This is a genomic window from Paracoccus sp. S4493, from assembly GCF_000967735.1.
GTDB lineage: Bacteria > Pseudomonadota > Alphaproteobacteria > Rhodobacterales > Rhodobacteraceae > Paracoccus > Paracoccus marcusii.
On the sequence record NZ_JXYF01000056.1, the window covers coordinates 1 to 21712 of the forward strand.

Genomic DNA, 21712 nt, shown 5'->3' on the forward strand with positions numbered 1-21712 from the left:
CCCGCGCTTTCGCGCGGGCCATCGTTCATTCTTCAGTCAGCTCAAAAAGCTTATCCGTCATTTCGACGAGAGCGTGTGCGACTTTCTCCAGATCGTCAGGGGCATCGAGGAGCGCCACAACAATACCGTCACCGCCGCAGCAGCTCTCTTCGTCAACCCGACCAACCTCGAAGCGGCCCGACTTTTCGAAGACGTATCCGCCAGGATCCTCGTCGCTGAGTCCTTCGTCGTCTGCGAACATGTAGATGTCGCGCCTTCCGCTTTTTTTGGCGCCTTCGATGATGTCATACGCGACAGACACCGTATGTCCGCCTTCATTGACGCGAAGGCGGGCCAATTCCGCATAGTCGTAGTCATCGATACCTTTGGGATGCCCGGCATGGATCTGGCGCGTGATGGAAGCCTTGACCTCGTCGACAGTCAGCTCGTTTTTCATTTTCATTTCCTATTATTCGGCTGAATATTTTATGCGGCCCGCGCTTTCGCGCGGGCCTCGGATCAGGCGGCTTCGGGCTTTTTCCAGCCAGCCGCCTTCAGGGAAGCCTTGGAGCGAGCGCGGGGCATGTTCGACGAAGACCTCCTCCAGATCTGGAGATCAGAGAACCAGATCGCCTCAGCCTCGTCCCTGTCGTGTGTCAGGACCACGACTTCAGGGGACAGGTAGGTCGTGCGCTCAGACGCGTCGACGTCCTTCCCGTCGACGTTGACGGTTCGCTCGACGACGTCGACATACGTCACCTCGTAGACTGTCATAAGGAAGCCCGAGGGGGCCTTGTGCAGGAACCATCTGTATTCCTGGCTGGCGTCTGGCGAGATCATTCGTCCCGATTGCATCATCGTTCCGCTGAGCCGGTGAGCTTTCTCTGCGTGACGGAGCCGGATACCTGCCCGAGGCAGCTCCGCACCGGCTCTCGCTTCGAGACGGGCCAGCAGGGCGGCGGAGATCTTCTCTTTGACCTGGTCAGGACTGAAGCCGAACACCTCAAGCTGGTCAGATGCCAACCTCTCCTCCCTGCGCCGGCTCTCTTCGATGTTCCGGCGGTTCTCGTCGATCTCATATGCGACGCTCGCGGCCGCGCTCAGTGTGGGACGGTCTTGCATGATGCTCCCTTTCATGCGTTTACCATCATAATCTAATTCAAACGGGATGTCTTACAAGCTCCAGCGATGCTAAAAATACGCTCAAAAAGACGATAGATAGGAGGTGGCATGCTCGATGACGACGAAGGCCATGATCGCGGGGCTGACGGGCGGCAGAAGGGCGCCGAGGAAGTGCGTCGCCAGGTCGATCCGGCTGGCATCAGGCCAGGCGAGTGCGAGGTCGATCAGGATCCACATGTTGATCGCCCAGCAGGCCGCAACGACGATAACGAAGGGGCTCATCTGACAAAATCCTGACGGCTGCGGATGACCTTCATGGCTTTCCGTGATCGCTTCACGCCTCTCAGCATCTCCTGGTTATAGATGGTCACGACGCGGAGACTCTTTGGTTCGACGACGGCGTAGAACAGTCCGTCAGGATCGACGCGGAAGCGCCAGATGTCCCTGCCGTCCTTGGCTTTCATGACTCGATGAACGAGGCCGTCTGAGCCGGCCTTGAGGGCAGCCTCGACGGCTCGGATGACGATCGCCGGATCGACGGAGATGATGCCTCTCTCACGTGCCCTCTGGACGGCATGCCAGGACATGGGGGGAGATGACGTGCGGCTGGCGTCGGGATTTGCGTCGAGCATCTTTTCCTCCTGGTGATCTACTCATGATCTATTCCAGAACAGATGATTTTCAACATCGGGACGCGCATGATTGACGAATTAAAGGATTATTATTCGCATCTTAAGCTTGCTCATGGCTCGCGCGGCCGCCAGGGTTACGATTAGCGTCGGGTCAGCGTGGTCAGCCTATGCTCCTCCACCTCCCAGACCCCTTGACCGGTCCAGATCAATGAACGCCCTCATCTTCATCACCCTGCCCTCCTTAGCGGCCTCGTGACGCCGGATGGCCGCGGATCGGCCCAGATCCCCCCGCCCTGCCCTCAAGCTCTCCTGAGGCGCTGTGAGAGCGTCCTAATCGTCGCCTCATGCATCTGATGATCACCCCGACGCCTTGAGAGCATAGACGCAATAATATTGCGTTAATGTCATCATCCGAGCACGAAATAGAAAAAGGGTCCTTCTGGGAGCCCTTTGCATGGTCGGGGGGGCGTCGAGGCCGCCATGCGCGATTTTTTGGGCCCTTAGGGGGTGTGCAGAGGTGGTCTAAAATACAATGACCCGAAAACCCTTATAAATATGGGGTTTTGAGGGCTTATTTTCACCAAAATAGGCCCTCTAAGTCTGAAAAGATCATTCCCGCAGATGATTATTTTTGGGGGGACGCATGGTTGGCGTGCTGAACTATGAAAAATGGAAATTCGTTCGGCCGGGGCGCACGGCGCCCCGGCCTGGTCAGATCAGAGACGGGCCAGGGCTCGTGCATCATGGAGAGAGCGCTCTTCCGCCTCTTCCTGCTCCAGCTCTCCGAGGCGAAGCTTCACACAGTCCATGAACTTTTCACGGTTGATGATCGTTTTTCGCGCGCTGATCTTGAGGCGCTTCACGCGAGAGGCTTTGGTCGTTTCGGAATAGTAAGGAAGCCGGCGCAGCGCCTCATTTACCTCCGCGCTCCTTTTCGAAGCGGCATACGCCTCGATCGGCTCTCCGGTGATTGCAGCGAAGGCTTCGTTGGGCGTGATGTAGCTGTAGTATCTGTGTCCGAAGCACGCGATGTCGCCGTCTTCCTTGGGCGTCTCCAGCCATTCTCTGATGGCCTCGACGTCTGCGTCGACGTTGTCGACGATCATCGCGTTGCCCTGCAGCTTCTCAGCGTATTTGCGCGACTCCGGGGAGATATCGAGCATCAGCGTCCCATCGGGCTTCTCGAAGCGCATTTGGCGATAGATGTGGAGCGCTTCCGCCCATAGTTGCTGAACTTCTTTTTGCAGGGTATCGATGTCGATCTTTTCCGCGTCATCGGCCATATTGATAGGCCAGTAGCGCCTGTTTCCGGTCGGGTCAGTGAGATAATCGCCGGGGTTTTTCGATCCGACGAAAATTCCCGTCCGGCGGTAGTCTGCGCTGTCGGAGCGATACGCGAGGCGGGTCCTGTCAGATCCTCGGGACAGGAGATTTTTGACCGTTTCGTCACGGCGGCCCTTCGTCGCGTCCATCTCGGCGACCTCTGCGATGATGCACCCCCGGATCGACTCGACGAGAGCCCTGTCGGATTTCATTGCGTCCTGTCCAAGGGCCACGAAATAATTCCCGGCCAGGGTCGCCCAGAAGGTCGACTTCATAGCTCCTTGCGGCCCCTCCAGGATGGGGATGAAGTCGAATTTGTGGCCGGGCTCGAAGACCCTCGTGACGACCGCAACGAGGGTCTGCCTGGAAACCTCGCGGTGATAGACATTGTCTTCAACGCCGGCATACCGGTGAAAGAGCGTTTCGAGCCTCTCGACTCCGTCCCACGGTTCCTTCTCGAAAAATTCCTTCACCGGATGAAAGGGATTTCTGCGCGCAGCGTTCAGAAGCCCGATCTTGGCTGCTCCCACTTGAACCTGGCAGTCATACCCCCCGCTTCTCTCGGGAGCTTGAAGGAAGGTGAGGGCGACGCCGATATGAAAGTCGTTGACGGGCTCGTTCTCGACCGTGGGGGTCACGTTCATGACGCCCATGACGCCAACTTTGAAGGGGCGCGAGAGAACCGGCGTCTCCATGAACTCATCGTATCGGAACGTTCCTTGGAGCCTCTCGTCAGCGGCGAGGATGAGGCCCGCGTTGTATGCGGAGGCGACGACCTGGCCCTTCTTCGTCCGGGCAACGCCGTCGACGGTCCACTCGTCAGTCGATGCATCGTCGCGATCGTCCTCGATGAGATGATCCGCGACTGGCAGGTGGCGATGCAACGGAGAGCGGGCTTCGGCGGGAAGGTTGACGATTTCGTCGACAAGGAAGTCGTCGAGGCTCACTGCCTCGTGCGTGATATCGGTCATTTTTTCGATCCTGAGTTGCGGTTGGTAGCCGCGGGTTGGTTGGTGCGGGCTTGTGCCTGCAAATACCATTTAGCTGCATGTCAACGAATATCAACGTCGCACAGACAACTTTATCGGCATCGTATTAATTTTTTAATCGAGGCCGATGTTTTTCTTGATTCATAAGCGCCGGGTTCTATGTCTCTAATAGCGATCAAACGACATCGCGATTAACGCACGGCAGGAGAGCTTCGATGCTGGATTTCATTACCAACGAGACGACACAGCAGGCTTGGGATCGACACAGATCCCAAAGAGAGAGGCTCTTGGTTCTCCCCGGGACGATGCGCCAGAAGTTTCACCATCGGGATGCCCGGCGTCACATCATCGACTCAGTGGGTCAGGAGAACTGGAAGGGGCTGCTCCGCCGCTCATCTCATGCGCTGAGCCGCTGCACCCGTCCGGAAGACCCGGATTTTCACAGATATGGCGGTCGCGGCATCGAGTTCCGCTTCTACACGCACGCTGAATACGCGATCACCGCACTGGATCTCGGGTGGACGCCTGGCTGCGGCCTCACGATGGACCGGTCAGACAATGACGGTCACTACGAGCCGCTGAACATGAAGCTCTCGAGCCGCGGAGATCAGGTCAGAAACAGGGAGGTCGTCGCTCACACCACCCTGGCCGGGACGAAAATATCGCATTGCGATCTGCGAGAGATGATCGAGGCAGAGATCGGCTACCGCCTGCCCCGGCGCCTCGTCAAATCGCTCGTCAAAGACGGGATGTCCGGCGAAGAGGTCTTCGATGCTGTCCGTGAGAGGATAGAAGGGCGCTGATGTCTCTCGTTACGATCGCTGGAATTGATCCCGGACTGCAGGGGGCTATTGCGATAGTCCAGCTGGAGATCCGGGGTCATCTCGACATCGCGATGAAGTCGGTCATCAAGGTTTTCGACATGCCGGTCGCGCTGGTTGATAGCGGAAAATTGCCGGATATGAGGCGTCTCGAAGACGTCCTGAGGCAGTATTCAGTCGACGCAATCGCAATGGAATGGCCGGGCCCACGAAACCCAAATGAGAAAGACGAAGAGGGCCGCGAAATACGGTCATATAAGTCAGAATGGCGGTTCGCTATCGGTTGTGGCCTGACGCTCTCGACCTGTCTATCGACCTGCCAGAGGGTCGTTCTATACGCGCCCAGATCTTGGAAGAGCGCCTTAAAGCTGTCTCGAGACAAAGGGGGGTCAATTGATCTTGCTAGATCCCTTGTCTCTCCCGAAGTTGCTGCCGCTCACTTCGAATTTGCCTCGAAAGATGGACGCGCTGAAGCGTTTCTCGTCGCCGAGCATCTTCGGCGTCAGATGTGCTCTGGTAAGCCCGTTGCCTGGGTCTAGCCGACTCTCTCAACATCGCGTTTATTAAAATTTTCGCATCTTGTGATTGCTTAGTGGCGCCATAAGTCATATAATGGCATCGTATATTACGCACGGAGCGCCGCATGTTTGTCGTCAAGTATCCTGATTTTGCTGAGCGCATGGAAATCGCTGCGAAGGCGCGCGGCGGTGCCTTGGCGCATCGCGGGCGCAACGCTGAGGTCGCACGGCGCCTGTCGGACATCACGAAAAAACAGGTCACGAGCGACACCGTGCGCAGGTGGTTTGAGGGCTATGCCATGCCCAGGTTCAACCGCCTTCCCGCGATCGCCCAGGTCCTTGACGTGGATGTTGACTGGCTTGAATCCGGGCGCGGGACGATGGAGCCTAAAAAACAACCGACGAAAACCACGACGATCACTGAAAACTTTGTCAGCCCGGCCCTTAAAGCGCTCCAGGTCATCGATGACGACGGGCTGGGAGAGGCGATCGAAAGGCTTCAGGACGTCCAGCGCCGATCCGCGGCCGCGAATTACTGCGCGAGCGTCATCACGATGTCCGGTATTTCGGCCAGATCTAACGGATCGATCATCGAGATCAACGCTGGCGCCGGTGGAAAAATACAGCTGCTCGTCGACGCGATCAGCGGTGACAAGAAGGTTCACGCTCGGAGATCGACGATGTCGTCTCTGATCGTCGTCACGAGCGGATCTATGTCGCCGCCTCTCGTTGCGATCATCCCCGCTTCCGGAATGGAAACGCAGATCGAGATCAGGGTCGATCGTGAGAACGGCGTGATCGAGAGTGACGAGGGGTCTTTCAAACTTTCTCACTCCTTCGACGGTGTCCTGGAAGTGATCTGAGAAAATTGTTGGCATAGATGTTGGCACGGCCTTTTAGGCCGTGCCATTTTCGTTTGAGATTACTGAGGGTTGATCGCTGAGTTTGATTCCTGCAGTGGGCATCAAACTCGCACCTCGGAAACCTTCAATCATTTGCGGGGATGATAATTCCCGCTTTTTATTCTTCTCGATACCCCCTGCCCTCTCCTCAGCCCCTTCCCTTCACACGCCTCTTTCTCATTTCCTCCTCGCGCCCGCGGCGCATCTTCTCCGCAACGAAATAAGCCCCGCAAATGCGGGGCTTATCATTTATTCTTTTCCGTATCTGCGGGAATATTTATTCCCGTAGATCCTCTTTCTGGCGATCAAGATATTCTCGGACGGCCAGCTCGATCACGTCCTGCTGGGTTTTCCCGATCTCTACGCAGTGATGCGCCAGACTCTTGTAGAGCGTCCCCTCGAGCATAACCGACGTTTTCTTGGCGTTTTCGCGAGGCGGCTTAGGTTTCGGCCCGCGCTTCTTCGGCTCGGAGCCGCGCTGATAGACGTCAGGCTGATCCTGGACGGCGTCTTCGGTGATGATGTTGTCGAGGGAGAACGCGGGCTTCTTACTCATCGATTTTCTCCTGGATGAACGACCAGAGATCGGCGATCTCCTCGGCTGCCTTTTTGTCGAGGCTTTCGACGGCACCGTGTCCTGTGGCCCCGTTCTCGGCGTAGATGATGCGCTGGTGAAGGTTCACGGGCGCGACGCGACCGTGCTGCGCCAGAGCGCGAGCCGATTGCTCCGTCAACTTTGCTCTGGGCGTCTGAGACAGGACGAAGGCGAACTTCGCTTTCGATGCCCTGACGATCCTCAAGGTCGCTCCGACGGCACGGAGATCCTGAGGAGACGGCCGAACAGGGATAAGCACGAGATCCGCGTGCCTCATCACGTCGACGAGCCAGTCCGGCGCGGCCGGCGGGGTATCGATAACGATGAGATCAAAGTGCTCGGCAAGGGGCTTGAGAGCCTGGGTGAGCGCTGAAGGGGAGGGGTCCTTCTCGAGCATGGTCGGCTGATCGACCTCGCGACCCGACCACCATCCCCGGAGAGACTGCTGCGGATCCAGGTCAATCATGAGGGTCCGGAGGCCCTTCTGGGCGGCCGCAACGCTGATGTTCAGCGCCACGGTTGTCTTTCCGGCCCCGCCCTTTTGGGAAGTGACGACAATGATTTTCATGTCTTTCCTACCTGTTCCCGCAGTAGCGCAAAAGAATATTTGCGGGATTATTACGGTGCGGGGAAGTTCTTTCCCTCTCTTGCTCTATACCGCATTTATTCCTTAGTTATCTGAAGTCAAGTGTCGGCGCTTACTTTTCATCATCAAAAGGCGACCCCGCCGGCGGGCTGATGCGCCGCGCTGGCAGATCAGTCTCGAGGCCGCCAAGAGAGGGCTGAGAAGGGGGGTCAAGTCCCTCCCCGGAAGGGAGCTGACCCTCGCCGGGATACATCGTCGGGAGCTGCCTCAGAGGCGCCTGTTGCCCCAGCTCGTTCGCGTCGGGCTGCTCGTCGTCAACAGCGATCACCGTCGCTGAGAAGAGGCTGTAGCGTCGTCCGTCGCGGGCTCCCGCCCATGCGACACGATCGTTGATAACGTAGGCGTTCACCGTGCCACGGCCGCCGATCCTGCGGATCTCGATCCAGTTCTCTGCTGCAAGCAGCTTTACGGCATCCCTCAGGCGCCTCTCGGAACACCCCACAAGGTTCGAGAGCGCCTCCTGGGACAGGATCACAGCGTTATGCTCGCCAACGCGGCTCGTCAGCACGTGCATCGCTCTGGCGGCCACCGGAGACCTCGTGATGAGCGCCGCCCAGGCTTCATGCGCAGCACGCTCAGTCTGGACCCATGAGCCATGCGGAGGCTTTTGAGGCAGCTCAGGGAGATCGCTTCTCGACATCAGACGTCCATTTCCGGTTATCGGACAGATACTGCCGCTACCGAAGGACGCTGGCAACAGTTTTTGGGAAATGAATGTCCGGAAACAGACTTTAAGCGCGCTTCGCGGACGTGGGCGTCCGTTACGGAGGCAACGCATGTCCTGTAATGGGAAATACGCGGACGCCGGTGTCCGGTCAACCGGAAATGGGCGTCCGAATCACGGCGATTTTACTGTTATGAATCAACGGCTGAAAATTGTCCGTTTCTTATGATCTTAGGATGGCATGCTGACGAGCCGGACTAGCGCGACCCACAGCGCTAGCGACGGCCGGATCGACAGCTTGCCACAACATAAAATATCTCACACGGACGTCGATACTCTTACCACTGGGGGTCAGGCAGGGGGATAATGAGTTATCCACAGGCTACCGTGAGACGTATCGCTGTGATACTATATGACGTGGTAGGGCAGGGGATGCAGATGGCTCTGACGGCGCAGCAGATCAGATCTGAGAAGCCTGATCCGGCAGGACGGATCAAAAAGCTTTCCGACGGCCACGGACTTCAGTTGCACATCCTTCCAACTGGCACACTTGTCTGGCGACTGGCTTACCGATGGGCCGGAAAGCAAAGAAGCCTGACAATCGGTCATTACCCATCTATCACGCTCTCCGAAGCCCGCCTGCGCGCAGCGAAAGCGCGGGAGATCCTTCGATCCGGATCTGATCCGTCGAAGCCGAGGAGCGATGAAATAACCTTCGCATCGCTTGCGGAATCCTGGTCTGAAAAGGTCAGAGAAGATGGACGAAGCGAGCTTACGATGATCGCCAGGAGCTATCAGATTCGGTCCCTCGTCGACGCGATTGGATCTCGTCCAGCATCGAGCGTCACGAGCGTCGAGCTTCTTGAGCACCTGACCCAGATATCCCGTAAATCGCGGCACAGCGCCCTTCGATGCAGGGCTCTCGCCCACCAGATCTACGAATACGGCGTCTCGACCGGCAGGGCCGTCGTCAATCCGGCAGCCGGCCTGTCCAGAGCGCTTCCAGCGCACAGATACAGGCATCACGGCTCCGCCACATGTGCGGACGGCGTTCGCCGGATTCTGAACGCGGTCGAAAGCTCCTCTTCCGGATATGACGTGAAGGTCGCCGTGCAGCTCGCGGCCAGGATTTTCCTTCGCAGCTCCGAGCTGCGCCGCGTCACGTCTGACATGATCCACTTCGATCAGGCGCTGATTATCGTCCCGGCGGAAATCATGAAAGGCGGCGAGAAGGACCATCTCGTCCCTCTATCCTCGCAGGTCGTCCAGATGCTGAGAGGCATTCTCGAGAAGCGGGGACCAGGGCTTTTGATCAGAGGCCGGGACGGCCGGTCGATCATGAGTGCGAATACGATCAACAAAGCTCTTCGAGCTGCTGGAATGAGCCACGAAGATGCCACGCTTCACGGCTTTCGCTCTTCAGCGTCTACGATCCTGCATGACGCGTTCCCCGGCGAAAGCCTCGTGATCGAAGCTCAGATGGCCCACGCGGACAAAGATCAGGTTCGTGGCGCCTATAATCGCGCCGCTTATCTGCCGCGTCGGCGAGAGCTGATGCAGCACCTCTCAGACAGCATCGAATAAGCCGTATTCGTTGAAAATCAGCGATATGAGACGTATCTAATCTGCGAAAGCGGCAGAGAGACGGCTCATGACTGATACAGCTGAGGAGCGCCTGGCGGCGGCCGGCGTTCAGTTCGTTGCTCGCGCTGACGTCGACACGACGAAAAAGCGGGGCAGGGGAAGACCGCCGAACCCCGATAAGGTCAAAAAAACGGAGAAGGCCACGGGTGATCCGATCCAGGTCATCAAATCCGGCGTCAGCATCAGCTGGCTCGCGACGTCTCTCGATAGAGATCCGCGGGCGGTCGCAAAGTCTCTCAAGCGCGCCCGTCTTCAGCCGGCTGGCCAGAGGTCGAATTTTGACGTCTACGACATCAGGGAAGCTCTTGTCGCCTTGGCGGGCGACAAACCGGACATCCTGGGCGAAATCCACACTCTTGATGTCGAAGACCTGCCCTTTTTCCTGCGCATAAAATATTGGGAAATGCGCGCTGAGCGCCGGACATTCGAACTCATGGCGGCCGATCTTTATGACGAAGATCAGGTCAACGAGCTGCTCTCGAGCCTCCAGGAACCGATCTCAGATCGCCTCAAGACATTGTCCGAGCGAGCTGAGGCGCGCAGCTCGGACGATGATCTTAAAGCGATGGCATATGATGCGATCAACGACATCGCGGCGCTGATCTCGGCCATCGCAGCAATGTCTGATGTTACCTCCTATTACGTCGAAGATGATACGCCTTATCACGACGATGAGGCGCAAGCTGTCGAGGATCAGCTGAGGTCAGAGGATGATGAAGAGGAGGGTGATGATGAGGTAGATGATCTGCCTTCTGGCCCCTCTCTTGAGAATGGATCCCTTTCAGTCTCGGCCGGGGTCACTATCAAATGGCTCGCCGAGGTCTTCGACGTAAGCGACCGCACTGTGATCTCCAAGCTGGACGGGCTCCGTCCGATCGCAAAACGTGGCCGCGAGCATGTATATGACTTCGCCAAGGCTTCTCGCCTTTTGGTCCCGTCGAAGACGAGACTGAAAGATGTTTCCAGGACCATCGATGCCAAGCTCTTCCCGAAGGAACTCAAATTTGGATACTGGAAATCGAGAAACGACGAGCTGGCATACAGGATAAGCATTGGCCAGCTCTGGGAAGGTGAGCGCGTCGCGATCGCTCTATCGAGCATCCTAAAGCCGCTCCGAGAACGGCTTCTACGCCTTCCCGATCTCGTCAAAAAGGCGAAACGGAGCCGTAAGAGCGCTTCAGACATCATCGACGAGATTGATCACAGCGTCGCTCTGAGCATTCAGAGCGCCCGGGAATTCGACATTGCATCGGAAGTGGGTGTCGAAGAATGATTCGAGAAAATAGATACGAGGAGGTCCCGAGCCGGGTTCCTATTTCGTCCGTATTTTCGGACGTCATTGAAGGCTTTAAGCCTCCGCCCGACGTTGACGCTGCGGAATTCGCCGAAGGTCAATGCTATATGAATAACCCTTTGACAGCGGGTATCGCCAAATTTTCATTTGACGACGCTCCATACCAAAGGGAAATCCTGGAGACGATGAGCGATAACCGCTACGAGGGGGTCGCTGTCGTGGCGCCTTCTCGTTCCGGAAAGTCCGTCATGGGACTGCCGTTTTTGCAATATACGGCCGTAGTCGACCCTAAAGACACCATGATCATCACCCCATCGAGGGACTTCGCGTCCAAATTTTCGAAGGGCGATTTCGACTCATACATTGAGGCGAACCCGAAATTTAAGGAGATGATCCGACCCGGCCGAAGCTCTAACTCGCTTTTTTTTAAGATCCTAAAAAATGGGATGATTATCTCAACGGTGTGGCCGTCCAAAAGCAACGCGGCCGGCGTCAACCGCGGCGTTTTGTTTTTTCAGGACTATGACCGCATGGTCGAAGACGTGGGCGGCGAAGGCAGCCCGTTCGACCTTTTCTACGGACGGACGAAAATTTACGGGTCCAGGAAGAAGATCCTGGTCGAAAGCTCTCCGGCCAATCTTCCCAGGGAGATTGAGCCGTTTGAGCCTAAAAGTCTTCACGAGGCCCCGCCTTATCCGGGTATTTTTGGCCTCTACAATTCGGGGACCCGCGAGTGCTGGTATTGGCAGTGTGTCAATACGGGATGCAGAGAATGGTTCGAAGCTCATTCCCGTTATTTCGAATACCCCGATGAGGGGTCTATTGATGAGCGTGCGGCAAACGTAAAAGTCGTATGTCCGCACTGCGGAGAGAAATACGGTCATGACACCGTCCCCGGAAAATACGACCTAAATCTTTCGGGAAAATGGGTCCCGGACGGGATGTATCTCGATAAAGAGGGCAATCTGCAAGGCGAGGCTTTGGCGCCCAACGCGAGAATGCGTTCCTTCTGGTTGAACGGCGCCGCTGCGGCGTTCCATGACTGGGGCGGCCTCGTCAGCTCGCTCCTGCACGCACGTGCAGAGGCTGACAAGACTGGAGAAGAAAAGAAGCTGAAAGCCACGCTCAACGGCCATTTCGCGCTTCCGTTCTTCCCTCGGAGCCTCTCCGCAGGTTTGAAGCCTGAAGATCTCAAGAAGCGAGCGGACAGTCGACCCTACGCTCGTAAGGTCGTGCCGGCCGAGGCGCGTTACGTCGTCACGACTGTCGACACTCAGGGCGGAGGCGAGGGAAAATCCGGCTACTGGATCGTGCAGAGCCACGCGTTCGCCTTGGATGGCAGTATGTGGGTGATCCATCGCAAGATGCTGAACAAATCTAAACGGCCGATTATGATCCGGAAAGATGAGGGTGATGATGAGGTAAAAAGGGATGACGATGGCAATATCGTCTATCACCATGTCCGTCCTCACCTGAGCGCGGATGACTGGGACGTCCTGGCTGACTATCTCATTGACCTAAAATTTCCGGTCGAAGGCCGAGAAGACCTCTTCCTTAGGCCCGCGATCATCGGCGTCGACTCTAACGGGGGCGACGGGAGGGACGACGCCGGAGACAAGACGGGCGTCACCGACAACGCCTATAAATTCTGGCGCAAGCTTCGGGCGAGAGGCGATGGCACAAGCGCGCGCATCATTCTTCTGAAGGGCGAGCCGAAAGACCGGGACCACATCATCGAGATGAGGCTTCAGTCCCTCGAGAAAAGGAAATCTCCGGATGTCCCCGTGGCGATGATCACGTCGGGACGTGCGAAAGACATTTTTTGGGGCCTCCTGGCGCGCGAGCCCGAGGAGCCGGGATACGTGCATCTTCCGTCACACGAAAAGGTTGACTGGTTCCGTGAGCTGCTCTCCGAGCACAAGGTTGGCGAAAGGTGGGTCCAGCGCCGCAAACGCAACGAGGCTTGGGACCTGTGCGTTTACGCGCACGCGCTGATCCGCCTGCCTACGATCCGCGGCGACACGCTCGGGACGACGCAGAAGATCCCCGACTTCGCTCTCGAGCCCGAGAAGAACAAACACGCGATACTGATCCGTGACGGCCAGGAGGTCGTGACGAAGGTCGATCGTAAAAAACGTCTCGAAGAACTCGCCAAGAGCATGAACGGAGCATGAACGGAGCTTAAACGCCTCGTTCGTTGAAAAAACGGCATCGCGACCGGATTATATGGCCGAACAAGCGCGCGAGCCATCCATGTATCGTCATTACACGACCCAGAAAATCAGGGACATGCACGCAGATGCGACGTCCGCATATCACCGCCTGAACACCGGTGCTGCGGAACGCGTTTTCGTCGATCAGTCCGGGGAGAGGATCGAATATACGGCGGCGAAAGTGCCCGAGCTGCGGCGCTACTGCGAAGAGCTGTCGTCCGAGCTTTCCGCCCGCCAGAACCCGCGCGCCGTGCGCCGCGGCCCGATTAGGCCGCTCTTCTGATGGTGCAGATGGTCAATGCAGAGGTCGGCGAAAAGAGCCTGGCGGTGATGGCAGAGAGCGCTCCCGCCAAGGTCTCCGCATCATCCTTCAGCGGATATTCGACGGGATACATGCCGGCATATGAAGGCGGCGGCTACACGCAGCAGACCGCGATGTGGACTCCGCAGCTTCAGACGCCTGACTACGAGATCAGCGTCGGCCGCGACCTCGCGGTCGCGCGGAGCAGGGAGCTAAACAGAAACGCGCCGACGATCGCGTCAGGGATCAGGGAGATCCAGGACCACATCGCCGGCAGTAGATTCCGTCTAAACGCCAAGCCCGAGATCGATGTCCTCCCTCCGTTTTTCAGGGAAATCGACGAAGACGGCGTGCCGTGGGACGAGACTTTCCAAACGGAAACCGAAGGGAAGTTCCGGCTCTATGCTGAGAGCCCCAAATTTTTCATCGACGCCGAAGGCCGGAAAAGCCTCACTGACATCATCAGGCTTTGTCTCTCTAGCGTAACGCTCGAGGGCGAGGTTTTTCTTTCCATCGAGTGGGTCACCGAGGGCCGCAGGCCCTACGCGACGGCAATCCAGGTCATCGATAATGACAGGATCTCGAACCCTGACTGGTCCCCTGATAGCAAGCACCTGAAGGGGGGCATCGAGTTCGACGCCCGCGGGAAAGCTGTCGCTTATCATATCCGAACCGAGCATCCGAGCGAGGTTCTCGGAGACACGGAGTCCACCTGGAAGCGCGTCGCCGCGGAGAACGCGTGGGGCCGTCAGCAGATCATTCACGTCTATGATGAGCATCGGCCCGGCCAGACCCGCGGCATAGCAGCGCTGGTCAGCGCGCTGAGCCATCTGCACATGATGCGACATCTGGACAAGGCGACGCTTCAGTCGACTGTTCTGAAAGCCATGCTCGCCGTCTCCATCGAGTCCGATCTGCCGATGGACAAGATTGTCGAGCTTCTTGGCGGTAACGCAGAGGGCATCGACGAGCAGATCGGCCTGGTGGGCGAAGCCATGATGGGCAACGCTGCCGCGTTCAATAAGGGGGCATCAACTCTCGCCGTTGACGGCGCCGTCGTGCCTCATCTCTACCCCGGGACCCGCCTCAACGCGAAGCAAGTCGGCGGGGATAGCCCGATCGGCAGCGGCTTCGAGGCAAGCCTTCTCCGGAAAGTCGCGAGCATCCTCGGCCTCTCTTATGAGGAGCTTTCTCGGGACTTCACGCAGACGACCTACTCGAGCGCCAGGGCGGCCATGTCGCAGACCTACCGCGCGATGATGAGCCTGAAATCGCGCGTGGCCGACAGGATCGCGGACGCGATCTATCGTGCCTGGCTCGAAGAGGCGATCGGCGACGGGAAGCTCGAATGCATGCCGAAGTGGGCGATCGGGGACTGGCTCTATGAGGGCCAGAACCTGGACGCGCTCGCGAACGCAGAGTGGATCGGTGCTTCGCGCGGACAGATCGACGAGAAGAAAGAAACCGACGCCGCGATCAAGCGCATCGGCGCGGGCCTTTCGACCCGCGGCATCGAAGCCGCCAAGCTGGGCCTCGATTTCCGTGAGATCGATCGCCAGGCGGAGCGCGAGAACCGGTCCGCGCTCAAACGCGGGCTCCGCTACACGACGGCCGTGATGTTCGAAGAAGAAGATGACGACGACGACATGGAAGCGGAAGACGAAGCGACCAGGGCGCGCAACAGTGCCGCGTAATCCGGGCGACAGGCTGCGCGCCGCGGCGCGCAGCTTCGGCATCTCATATGACGATCTCGTCTCTGATCTGCGCGCGATGCGCGAGAGGCTAAAGATTTTGGATGATGAAAATCGCAAAAACAACATCGTAAAGGGGTCCTGATCGCTCGCGATGTTGAAAAACAAAAGACCCTCTCGTATTTAGCCGTCGAACGAACAAATAGGGAACGCGATGAGCGTTGCAAATATCAAATCTCTGAGGATGCCCGCCGCCCCTTCGGACGGGATCTCCCTCATTTCCGTTTCCGCGGTTGAGGAGGCTGAGAAGTTTTTCGGATCTTCCGTCCAGCTCTCGGACTTCGAGGCAATGGAAACGCTGACGATTTCCGCGAGAGAGCCGACCGGGGATCCGTTCTGGGACGAGGATTTCGCCCTCCGTTATCGGCCTTATAACGTCGTTGATGGAGTTCTGACCGTTCCCGTGAAGGGCTTTCTGATTTCGGGTTTTAGTGCGGCGCTGCCGTCATACGCGACCGGATACGAATATATCATGAGGGCGGTTGATCGCGGCGCAGAAGACGAAGCAGTCAAGGCTATCGTTCTTCATGTCGTTTCCCCCGGAGGAGACGCCGGTGAGACCCCGGACTGCTACGATGCCATCAGGCGGGCAGCAGCGGTAAAACCCGTCATCACCTACGCGGAGACCGCCCTTTCTGCGGCCCTCTGGGTCGCATGCGCCTCTACCGAGTTTCACGCATCCAAGACCGCCGAGATCGGCTCTGTGGGCGTTGTCATGACGCACACCGACCGCAGCGGGCAACTGCAGAAGAATGGCATCGTGAAGACGGACATCTTCATCGGCGAAGAGAAGGTTTTCGGGAGCATCAATGCGCCGATCAAAGATGAAGCGGTAGCCTCATTCACCCGTCGCATGACGCCGATCTACGATCTTTTTGTCGACGCCGTGTCCGAAGGACGCCGCCTCGATCGGAAGGTGATCAAGGACACCGAGGCGAGGGTTTTTGGCGCCGCAGAGGCGCTTGCCCTTGGCTTGGTCGATAAAGTTTCCAGCCGCTACGAATTCCTTTCAGCGATCTCAGCGACCGTCGCCGGCAGTGAAGATGACAAAGGCGTCGACTACAACCCTCAGGAGTTTCAGATGAGCACCCAGACCGATAAGACCCCCAAAAGCTATGAGCAGGGTGCTTCTGAAGCTCTTGCTCGCGCCAGCACGATCATGAGCTTGCCCGAGGCAGCCGGCCGCGAAAAGCTGGCTCAGAAGCTTGCCTTCACTGCTTCCGCCCTTTCGGTCGAAGACGTCAAAGGCATCCTGGAAGCCGCTCCCAAAGCCGCAGCCGTTGCTGAAGCTCCGGTAAATCCGGCGCCGACCAACACCGCACCGACCGCCACCGGCCAGTTCGCTCAGGTCATGGCGAAGGTCGAGCAGCCGAACGTCGGCCCGTCCGCCACCGCTGAAGCTCCCGGCGCGGACGCCGAGGATCCCGACGGCCAAGTCGCCGCCATCAAGAAATCCATGAAGGTCGCCTGATATGAATAACGCACCCGGACTTCCCGCCGCCGAGACCGTCATGACCTTCGATCACAGCCAGCTGATCGTCGGCCAGACCATCCCCGTCTTCACGCAGACCTTCGAAGTCGCGCCGGAGCAGGATCTCGCCCTGTATACGCCGATCATGCTGAACGAGGCGAAGCAGATCGTGAAAGCCGTCAGCGGCACCCCGTCGATCGGCATCACGGCTTTCCCGGTTCAGACCGGTGCCGCTGAAACCGCGAACTGCGCCGTCCTGAGGGCCGGAGAATTCGACCCCGCGGTGATCGCCTACGACGCCTCCTATGACACCCGCGCGAAGCGACTGTCTGCTTTCGAGGGCGCCTCTTCGCCCACCCAGATCAACCTCAAGACCCCGCTGCCCGCGTAAGTCTCCACCTGAAGGAACGGAAATGCTCCAGTCTCAGCCCCTGACCAACGGCCAAGTCAAACTTGTTGCCGAGATGGTTCATCCCAAGCCGCGGCTGTTCCGCGAGCGCTGGTTCTCGAAAACTCACCTCGCAGAGCGCGATACTGTCGTCCTCGAAGATCTGCCGGACGGCAAGAATATTGTCGCCCCTTTTGTCAGTCCCTACGATCCGGGAAAGCCTTCGCGGACCCGCGGTGGTGAGACGAGAGCGCTGAAGACGGGTTATATCCGTCTGAACGATACGATCGACCCCTTCAAGAAGTCGACCACCACCACCAGCGATCCGTTCAGCATCTTCTCTGCTACTCCGCAGACCGTTCTGCCCGTTATGCGGAAGGACACGATCGCGGATCAGCGCTCGAAAGTCGACAATGCTCTGGAGTTCATGAGCGTGCAGGCTGCCTTTGACGGCAAATTCACCGTCTATGGTGACGGAGTTCCGACCGCTGAGGTGGATTTCCGTCGCGATCCCAATCTGACGGTCGTGAAAGAGCCTGGCGCCTATTGGGGCGATGCTGACGTGTCCATCATCGAGGACATCCAGAAGTTCACCCGCGCCGTGAAAAAGGCCGAGCGTGGCGGCGTCGTTACCGTGATCCTGGTTGGCTCCAACGTCGCTGATCATATGGTGAAGTCTGCACGGAAGGGCGGCGAGCTGCACGACCTGCTCGACACGCGTTACAGCGTCGACAGCTCCTTCCTGCGCGGCGTTCGCTCGAACGAGAACGTCGTCTATCTGGGGCGCATCTCGAACTCGATCGACGTGATCGAATACACCGAGGAGTTCACCGTCGTGAACAAAAACGGTGACGAGGAGCTGATCAAGCCGCTCGGCGACAATGAGATCGTGCTGCTCTGCGACAACATCGGCGGGGTCATGGCCTTTGGCCCGATCCGGGACAGGGAAGCGCAATACCAGCCCATCCCGGTCTTCACGCGGAACTACATCACGACCGGTTCGCCCTCTCATGAGGTCGTGTCGACTGAGTCCGCCCCCCTGGCGGTCCTGGGCTTCGCGAACCGCACGATGAAGGTCACCGTCATGGCGCCGACGGCCGCCGATCCCGAAGAGTGATGAACTGCCCCCGGCGCGCAGCGCCGGGGGCACATCGACACCAGGAGATATGAAATGCTGATCAAGTCGAACGTCATGATCATGGGCCTGGACGCAAAAGGTCGTCCGGTAACCCGCCGCGCCGGAGATGTCTTCGATCATCCCCAAGAGCGCGCGCAGAGGCTGATCGAATCTGGCGCCGCGACTTTTGCCGGCAAAGCCGGGGCATCCGCCCCCGCCGCGGAAGACGCGCCACGCCAGGTTCGCAAAACGCGCAAAGCCGAGCCCGTTCAGGCAGTCGAGCCCGTCGAGTCCGCTTTCGAGCTGGGCGAAGATTTCCTGATCGAGGACTGACCCCGAGCCGAAGGGGAGACGTAGCGGCCAGCCCTTCGGGCTGGCCGCAGGCATATCAGGAGTTGAGTTATGAGCATCAGAAGCGTCAGGCACAGATCGCGCGGCAGGATTCACAAAAGGATGGCCGATCCGGGGTATTTTTGTGCATCTCCCGCAGGAGACGCATGGACGCCGGTTGGTGTCAGGGAGATCACGAAAGGCGCGAACGTGCTCGACGAGATGGTCGGGGCGTTCGAAGTCTTCAACCAAACTCCTATTCTCATTTTCAAAATATCCGAGACGCCAGGCGCCTCTGAGGGAAGCCTTATCGTCACAGAATACGGTGTCTTTAAGCTCGACATCCCGCCTCCTGTAGATCGAGACGGGTATGTGAAGGTGCGCAGCACGAGGCTGTCGGATCAGGAGATCTCGAAGCTCACGGCAGCCCCTCCCGTGATCGATCCGCCCGTGGATCCTTGGTAAAATGAAGGGCGGCGCCTTCCATATCGGCAGCGACGACATCAGAGCGCTGAGGGAGCTTAGCGGGGCCCTGGACGGGATCGACGGCATGATCTCCGCCGCGATCAACCGAACCGCTGATTGGGCCCAGAGAGAAGCGGTTGAGATGATCGAGAGTAAGGTCGCATTCCCGGCCAATTACCTCGTCGGGGAGCAGCGCCTTCGCGTCTATTCGTCACTCCCGTCAAGGCTCTCTGCGGTCATCACCGCGCGCTTCCGGTCCACTCAGCTTTCAAGGTTCGCGACGAACCTTCCCGTCGCAGGAAAAAGGGTGACCCCTCGTGTCCAGGTCTCCCCGGGCCGAGACAGCGAGATGCGCTCGGCTTTCTTCATGAAGCTGAAGCGCGGCACCGCGATGACCGGGAATGTCGGCATCGCCATGCGCGAGGAGGCTTACGACAAATACGCCGGTGCGGGGTGGTCCGGATATTCCTGGGAGGGGGTGAAGATCCTCTACGGGCCGTCCGTATCGCAGGTCTTCAGCTCATACGCCTCCGACTCCCTGACAGACATCGGCAAGAGGCTGGTGCTCGAGTTCAACGAAGAAGTTAAAAGGAAATTCTCCTGATGCCCGATCCGAAGCGCCTCCAGCTGCAGCAGACCATTTCTGATCTGGTGCGGGAGATTCCCGAATTCGACGGGCGCGTCATGCGCGGCCTGTCTCCGATCGACTACAAGAAAGCCATCTTCCCGGTGGCAACGATCATCGAGAGCCCGAAAGAAAGCGAGGACGATGAGCGTTGGCCGGAAATCAAGAAGCACAGCCGCAGCCGGCTGCTCAAGATCAACCTCGATATCGTCTGCCTCTGCGAAAAGGATCCCGACGAGGTGCGTCAGTCGGACGAGGCTTACCGCCTCCTATACAAGGTCCTTGGAAAGCTTGCCGTCGCCAAGAACATCACGAACGAAGACGGTATGCCACGTCCTCTTGGTCATTACCTGAACGAATTTCGGGTCGGCAAAGGCAGCGTCATCGCCCCCGGTAAACATGGCGATTACCATCTCATTATCATTCCTATCGCCATCGAATTCGAAGAGCAGCTCTGAAGCGAGCTGATTTTGCCACATATCGGGTCGCGAAGTTGAAAAAAAGGCATCGCGACCGGATTATACGGGGGACAAAACGAGAACGCGCCGCGGCGCATAACCAAGGTGAAGCCGGATGACCCGTCCCGTCTACAACATTGCGCGCGGCATGCTCTATGCCACGAAAGTCGACCTGATCACGAACCGCTGGCTCGGCCTGATGCCGATCAACTCGGTGACCTCGGCTGAGATCACGCCGAACGTCGAGAAGCAGGATCACTTCAACCGGCACTCGAAGGTGCGCGCGAAAGACGACTCCGTCATCACCGGCCGCGACTACACGATCTCGATCTCGACCGACGACGGGAACATGGACAACCTGGCGATGATCTTCGGCGGGACCGTCGAAACGGTCGAGCAGGAAGATGTCCCGGTCACCGTTCAGACCATCTCCGCGATCGAGCCTGGTCGCCGCTACATCATCGGCGGAACGCTTCTGGACCCGGTCGGCGTCAGGAATATCACCAACGTCACCGTGACCCTTGATGGTCAGCCCCTCGTCGAGCATTCCGATTACCGCCTCAACCGCAGCGTTGGAATGATCGAGATCATCCCTGGCGGCGCCGTCTCTTTCAACGATGAGATCGAGGTCTCCTATCAGGCCGCACAGTCCCGCTGGAACCGCATCAACTCCAGGGGCGAGCAGACCATGCTCGGCCTGCTCTTCGTCGAAGATAACGCCGAGGGCACGTTCTCGAAGAACCACACCTACACCGTGCCCCGCGCCGCGGTGACGCCCAGCTCTCCGATCCAGCTCATGAACGGCGACGACTGGAGGAGCTTCACGATGAGCGCGTCGGTGATGAAGTTCGGCGACCTCGAAGAGATCACCATCGACGACGAGCCCCTGCGGATCGTCTGACCCGAACGCCCGGACGATCTGCTCCCCCTGGATCGTTCGGGCCGCTAGGCGGCGGCCGCAGGCCGCCGCCGATTAGGGGGCAACCGCATGAGGAGCACATGCATGGCGCTATCTGATTACAAAGGTCCGAACGTCCCACGGCGCGACGTGAAGATCTCCGAAAACGTCACTGCAAGGATCCGAGCGATCGGTGGCGTTGAAATGGTCGAAATGCTTAGCCTCTACCAGAGCGACGTCGAATATCTTTGGGAGATGTTCGTCGATGAGAAGACGAACTCCTTCAGCGCGGAGCTTTTCGCCCGGAATTATTTGGAAGGCGTCAGGACCCTGATGACCGTCTCCAGACCCCTGCTCGTAAAAATCATCTCCTGTGCCACGGAAGAAGATGAAGCGGGCCTTGATGAGACGGTCAGAATTCTTCCCGTCCCAACGATCACCTTCCTTCTCAGAAACATCTTCGAAGAGTCGACCGGGGGCGACTTCGACGTGGGAAATATTTTGGCTCTCCTCGCGACGGGAATGCGTCACCTGGAGAGCCTAAACGGACCGAAAAGCTGACGTTT

Annotated in this window: 25 protein-coding genes; 17 read left to right on the forward strand and 8 right to left on the reverse strand. The window is 58.3% G+C overall.

The features are described from left to right. Positions 1-25 precede the first annotated feature (25 nt). The 5 genes from TW83_RS20545 to TW83_RS09875 all read right to left on the reverse strand — a co-directional run bounded on the left by TW83_RS20545 (position 26) and on the right by TW83_RS09875 (position 4027). Entirely contained in the window at positions 26-436 is a 411-nt protein-coding gene (locus TW83_RS20545; protein WP_157001494.1) for a hypothetical protein, read from the reverse strand. Between the two features lie 62 nt (positions 437-498). Beyond that, entirely contained in the window at positions 499-1101 is a 603-nt protein-coding gene (locus TW83_RS09860) for a hypothetical protein (protein ID WP_045982603.1), read from the reverse strand. A gap of 81 nt (positions 1102-1182) precedes the next feature. Then, a complete protein-coding gene (locus TW83_RS09865; protein WP_045982604.1) occupies positions 1183-1383 on the reverse strand; it encodes a hypothetical protein in 201 nt (66 codons plus the stop codon). Beyond that, a complete protein-coding gene (locus TW83_RS09870) occupies positions 1380-1733 on the reverse strand; it encodes a hypothetical protein (RefSeq protein ID WP_045982605.1) in 354 nt (117 codons plus the stop codon). Before TW83_RS09870 ends, TW83_RS09865 begins: the two co-directional genes overlap by 4 nt. 716 nt (positions 1734-2449) lie before the next feature. Beyond that, positions 2450-4027: a virulence-associated E family protein gene (locus tag TW83_RS09875; protein WP_045982606.1), complete on the reverse strand. Its 1578-nt coding sequence runs from the start codon at positions 4025-4027 to the stop codon at positions 2450-2452. A gap of 233 nt (positions 4028-4260) precedes the next feature. Between TW83_RS09875 and TW83_RS19355 the strand changes: the two genes are divergently transcribed. The 3 genes from TW83_RS19355 (at position 4261) to TW83_RS09890 (ending at position 6247) form a co-directional block, all read left to right on the forward strand. Continuing rightward, a complete protein-coding gene (locus TW83_RS19355; RefSeq protein WP_052714824.1) occupies positions 4261-4848 on the forward strand; it encodes a hypothetical protein in 588 nt (195 codons plus the stop codon). Then, complete coding sequence (locus TW83_RS09885; protein ID WP_045982607.1) at positions 4848-5405, forward strand: hypothetical protein; 558 nt, start codon at positions 4848-4850, stop codon at positions 5403-5405. Before TW83_RS19355 ends, TW83_RS09885 begins: the two co-directional genes overlap by 1 nt. Positions 5406-5509: 104 nt before the next feature. Continuing rightward, complete coding sequence (locus tag TW83_RS09890; protein ID WP_045982608.1) at positions 5510-6247, forward strand: transcriptional regulator; 738 nt, start codon at positions 5510-5512, stop codon at positions 6245-6247. A gap of 316 nt (positions 6248-6563) precedes the next feature. On the opposite strand, the gene TW83_RS09895 is transcribed toward TW83_RS09890, so the two are convergent. The 3 genes from TW83_RS09895 to TW83_RS09905 form a co-directional block, all read right to left on the reverse strand. Next, on the reverse strand, positions 6564-6842 hold the full coding sequence (locus TW83_RS09895) for a hypothetical protein (protein WP_045982609.1): 279 nt from the start codon (positions 6840-6842) through the stop codon (positions 6564-6566). After that, positions 6835-7449: a ParA family protein gene (locus TW83_RS09900; RefSeq protein WP_045982610.1), complete on the reverse strand. Its 615-nt coding sequence runs from the start codon at positions 7447-7449 to the stop codon at positions 6835-6837. Before TW83_RS09900 ends, TW83_RS09895 begins: the two co-directional genes overlap by 8 nt. A gap of 130 nt (positions 7450-7579) precedes the next feature. Beyond that, complete coding sequence (locus tag TW83_RS09905; protein WP_239441318.1) at positions 7580-8056, reverse strand: hypothetical protein; 477 nt, start codon at positions 8054-8056, stop codon at positions 7580-7582. A 573-nt stretch (positions 8057-8629) separates the two neighbouring features. Between TW83_RS09905 and TW83_RS09910 the strand changes: the two genes are divergently transcribed. The 14 genes from TW83_RS09910 (at position 8630) to TW83_RS09975 (ending at position 21707) form a co-directional block, all read left to right on the forward strand. Beyond that, positions 8630-9775 carry an integrase arm-type DNA-binding domain-containing protein gene (locus TW83_RS09910; protein ID WP_162198037.1) on the forward strand — a complete coding sequence of 382 codons (1146 nt, stop codon included), beginning with the start codon at positions 8630-8632 and terminating at the stop codon, positions 9773-9775. Positions 9776-9842: 67 nt separating this feature from the next. After that, the gene (locus TW83_RS09915) at positions 9843-11108 is read left to right on the forward strand and encodes a hypothetical protein (protein WP_045982613.1); all 1266 of its coding nucleotides are present in this window, start codon (positions 9843-9845) and stop codon (positions 11106-11108) included. Between the two features lie 128 nt (positions 11109-11236). Continuing rightward, on the forward strand, positions 11237-13303 hold the full coding sequence (locus TW83_RS09920) for a terminase gpA endonuclease subunit (RefSeq protein WP_045982614.1): 2067 nt from the start codon (positions 11237-11239) through the stop codon (positions 13301-13303). Positions 13304-13355: 52 nt separating this feature from the next. Continuing rightward, positions 13356-13625, forward strand: coding sequence for a gpW family head-tail joining protein (gene gpW / locus TW83_RS09925; protein WP_052714825.1), 270 nt, complete (start codon positions 13356-13358; stop codon positions 13623-13625). After that, entirely contained in the window at positions 13625-15337 is a 1713-nt protein-coding gene (locus TW83_RS09930) for a phage portal protein (RefSeq protein ID WP_052714826.1), read from the forward strand. Before gpW ends, TW83_RS09930 begins: the two co-directional genes overlap by 1 nt. 211 nt (positions 15338-15548) lie before the next feature. Beyond that, complete coding sequence (locus TW83_RS09935; RefSeq protein WP_045982615.1) at positions 15549-16865, forward strand: S49 family peptidase; 1317 nt, start codon at positions 15549-15551, stop codon at positions 16863-16865. Position 16866: 1 nt separating this feature from the next. Beyond that, positions 16867-17256 (forward strand): hypothetical protein, encoded by a 390-nt coding sequence (locus tag TW83_RS09940; RefSeq protein ID WP_045982616.1) that lies wholly within the window; start codon positions 16867-16869, stop codon positions 17254-17256. A gap of 22 nt (positions 17257-17278) precedes the next feature. Then, positions 17279-18370, forward strand: coding sequence for a minor capsid protein E (locus tag TW83_RS09945; protein ID WP_045982617.1), 1092 nt, complete (start codon positions 17279-17281; stop codon positions 18368-18370). Positions 18371-18424: 54 nt separating this feature from the next. Beyond that, positions 18425-18703: a hypothetical protein gene (locus tag TW83_RS09950; RefSeq protein ID WP_045982618.1), complete on the forward strand. Its 279-nt coding sequence runs from the start codon at positions 18425-18427 to the stop codon at positions 18701-18703. A gap of 69 nt (positions 18704-18772) precedes the next feature. Further along, a complete protein-coding gene (locus TW83_RS09955; protein ID WP_045982619.1) occupies positions 18773-19165 on the forward strand; it encodes a hypothetical protein in 393 nt (130 codons plus the stop codon). A 1-nt stretch (position 19166) separates the two neighbouring features. Further along, complete coding sequence (locus tag TW83_RS09960; RefSeq protein ID WP_045982620.1) at positions 19167-19769, forward strand: hypothetical protein; 603 nt, start codon at positions 19167-19169, stop codon at positions 19767-19769. Continuing rightward, complete coding sequence (locus tag TW83_RS09965) at positions 19769-20248, forward strand: hypothetical protein (protein WP_045982621.1); 480 nt, start codon at positions 19769-19771, stop codon at positions 20246-20248. Before TW83_RS09960 ends, TW83_RS09965 begins: the two co-directional genes overlap by 1 nt. A gap of 115 nt (positions 20249-20363) precedes the next feature. Continuing rightward, entirely contained in the window at positions 20364-21149 is a 786-nt protein-coding gene (locus TW83_RS09970) for a hypothetical protein (RefSeq protein ID WP_045982622.1), read from the forward strand. Positions 21150-21251: 102 nt separating this feature from the next. Then, positions 21252-21707, forward strand: coding sequence for a hypothetical protein (locus TW83_RS09975; protein WP_157001496.1), 456 nt, complete (start codon positions 21252-21254; stop codon positions 21705-21707). Positions 21708-21712: the final 5 nt, after the last annotated feature.

Bases quoted from the DNA above. Each gene is read 5' to 3' on its own strand.
- TW83_RS20545 (WP_157001494.1), bottom strand. From the start codon at position 436: ATGAAAAACGAGCTGACTGTCGACGAGGTCAAGGCTTCCATCACGCGC.
- TW83_RS09860 (WP_045982603.1), bottom strand. From the start codon at position 1,101: ATGCAAGACCGTCCCACACTGAGCGCGGCCGCGAGCGTCGCATATGAG.
- TW83_RS09865 (WP_045982604.1), bottom strand. From the start codon at position 1,383: ATGAGCCCCTTCGTTATCGTCGTTGCGGCCTGCTGGGCGATCAACATG.
- TW83_RS09870 (WP_045982605.1), bottom strand. From the start codon at position 1,733: ATGCTCGACGCAAATCCCGACGCCAGCCGCACGTCATCTCCCCCCATG.
- TW83_RS09875 (WP_045982606.1), bottom strand. From the start codon at position 4,027: ATGACCGATATCACGCACGAGGCAGTGAGCCTCGACGACTTCCTTGTC.
- TW83_RS19355 (WP_052714824.1), top strand. From the start codon at position 4,261: ATGCTGGATTTCATTACCAACGAGACGACACAGCAGGCTTGGGATCGA.
- TW83_RS09885 (WP_045982607.1), top strand. From the start codon at position 4,848: ATGTCTCTCGTTACGATCGCTGGAATTGATCCCGGACTGCAGGGGGCT.
- TW83_RS09890 (WP_045982608.1), top strand. From the start codon at position 5,510: ATGTTTGTCGTCAAGTATCCTGATTTTGCTGAGCGCATGGAAATCGCT.
- TW83_RS09895 (WP_045982609.1), bottom strand. From the start codon at position 6,842: ATGAGTAAGAAGCCCGCGTTCTCCCTCGACAACATCATCACCGAAGAC.
- TW83_RS09900 (WP_045982610.1), bottom strand. From the start codon at position 7,449: ATGAAAATCATTGTCGTCACTTCCCAAAAGGGCGGGGCCGGAAAGACA.
- TW83_RS09910 (WP_162198037.1), top strand. From the start codon at position 8,630: ATGGCTCTGACGGCGCAGCAGATCAGATCTGAGAAGCCTGATCCGGCA.
- TW83_RS09915 (WP_045982613.1), top strand. From the start codon at position 9,843: ATGACTGATACAGCTGAGGAGCGCCTGGCGGCGGCCGGCGTTCAGTTC.
- TW83_RS09920 (WP_045982614.1), top strand. From the start codon at position 11,237: ATGAATAACCCTTTGACAGCGGGTATCGCCAAATTTTCATTTGACGAC.
- gpW (WP_052714825.1), top strand. From the start codon at position 13,356: ATGGCCGAACAAGCGCGCGAGCCATCCATGTATCGTCATTACACGACC.
- TW83_RS09930 (WP_052714826.1), top strand. From the start codon at position 13,625: ATGGTGCAGATGGTCAATGCAGAGGTCGGCGAAAAGAGCCTGGCGGTG.
- TW83_RS09935 (WP_045982615.1), top strand. From the start codon at position 15,549: ATGAGCGTTGCAAATATCAAATCTCTGAGGATGCCCGCCGCCCCTTCG.
- TW83_RS09940 (WP_045982616.1), top strand. From the start codon at position 16,867: ATGAATAACGCACCCGGACTTCCCGCCGCCGAGACCGTCATGACCTTC.
- TW83_RS09945 (WP_045982617.1), top strand. From the start codon at position 17,279: ATGCTCCAGTCTCAGCCCCTGACCAACGGCCAAGTCAAACTTGTTGCC.
- TW83_RS09950 (WP_045982618.1), top strand. From the start codon at position 18,425: ATGCTGATCAAGTCGAACGTCATGATCATGGGCCTGGACGCAAAAGGT.
- TW83_RS09955 (WP_045982619.1), top strand. From the start codon at position 18,773: ATGAGCATCAGAAGCGTCAGGCACAGATCGCGCGGCAGGATTCACAAA.
- TW83_RS09960 (WP_045982620.1), top strand. From the start codon at position 19,167: ATGAAGGGCGGCGCCTTCCATATCGGCAGCGACGACATCAGAGCGCTG.
- TW83_RS09965 (WP_045982621.1), top strand. From the start codon at position 19,769: ATGCCCGATCCGAAGCGCCTCCAGCTGCAGCAGACCATTTCTGATCTG.
- TW83_RS09970 (WP_045982622.1), top strand. From the start codon at position 20,364: ATGACCCGTCCCGTCTACAACATTGCGCGCGGCATGCTCTATGCCACG.
- TW83_RS09975 (WP_157001496.1), top strand. From the start codon at position 21,252: ATGGCGCTATCTGATTACAAAGGTCCGAACGTCCCACGGCGCGACGTG.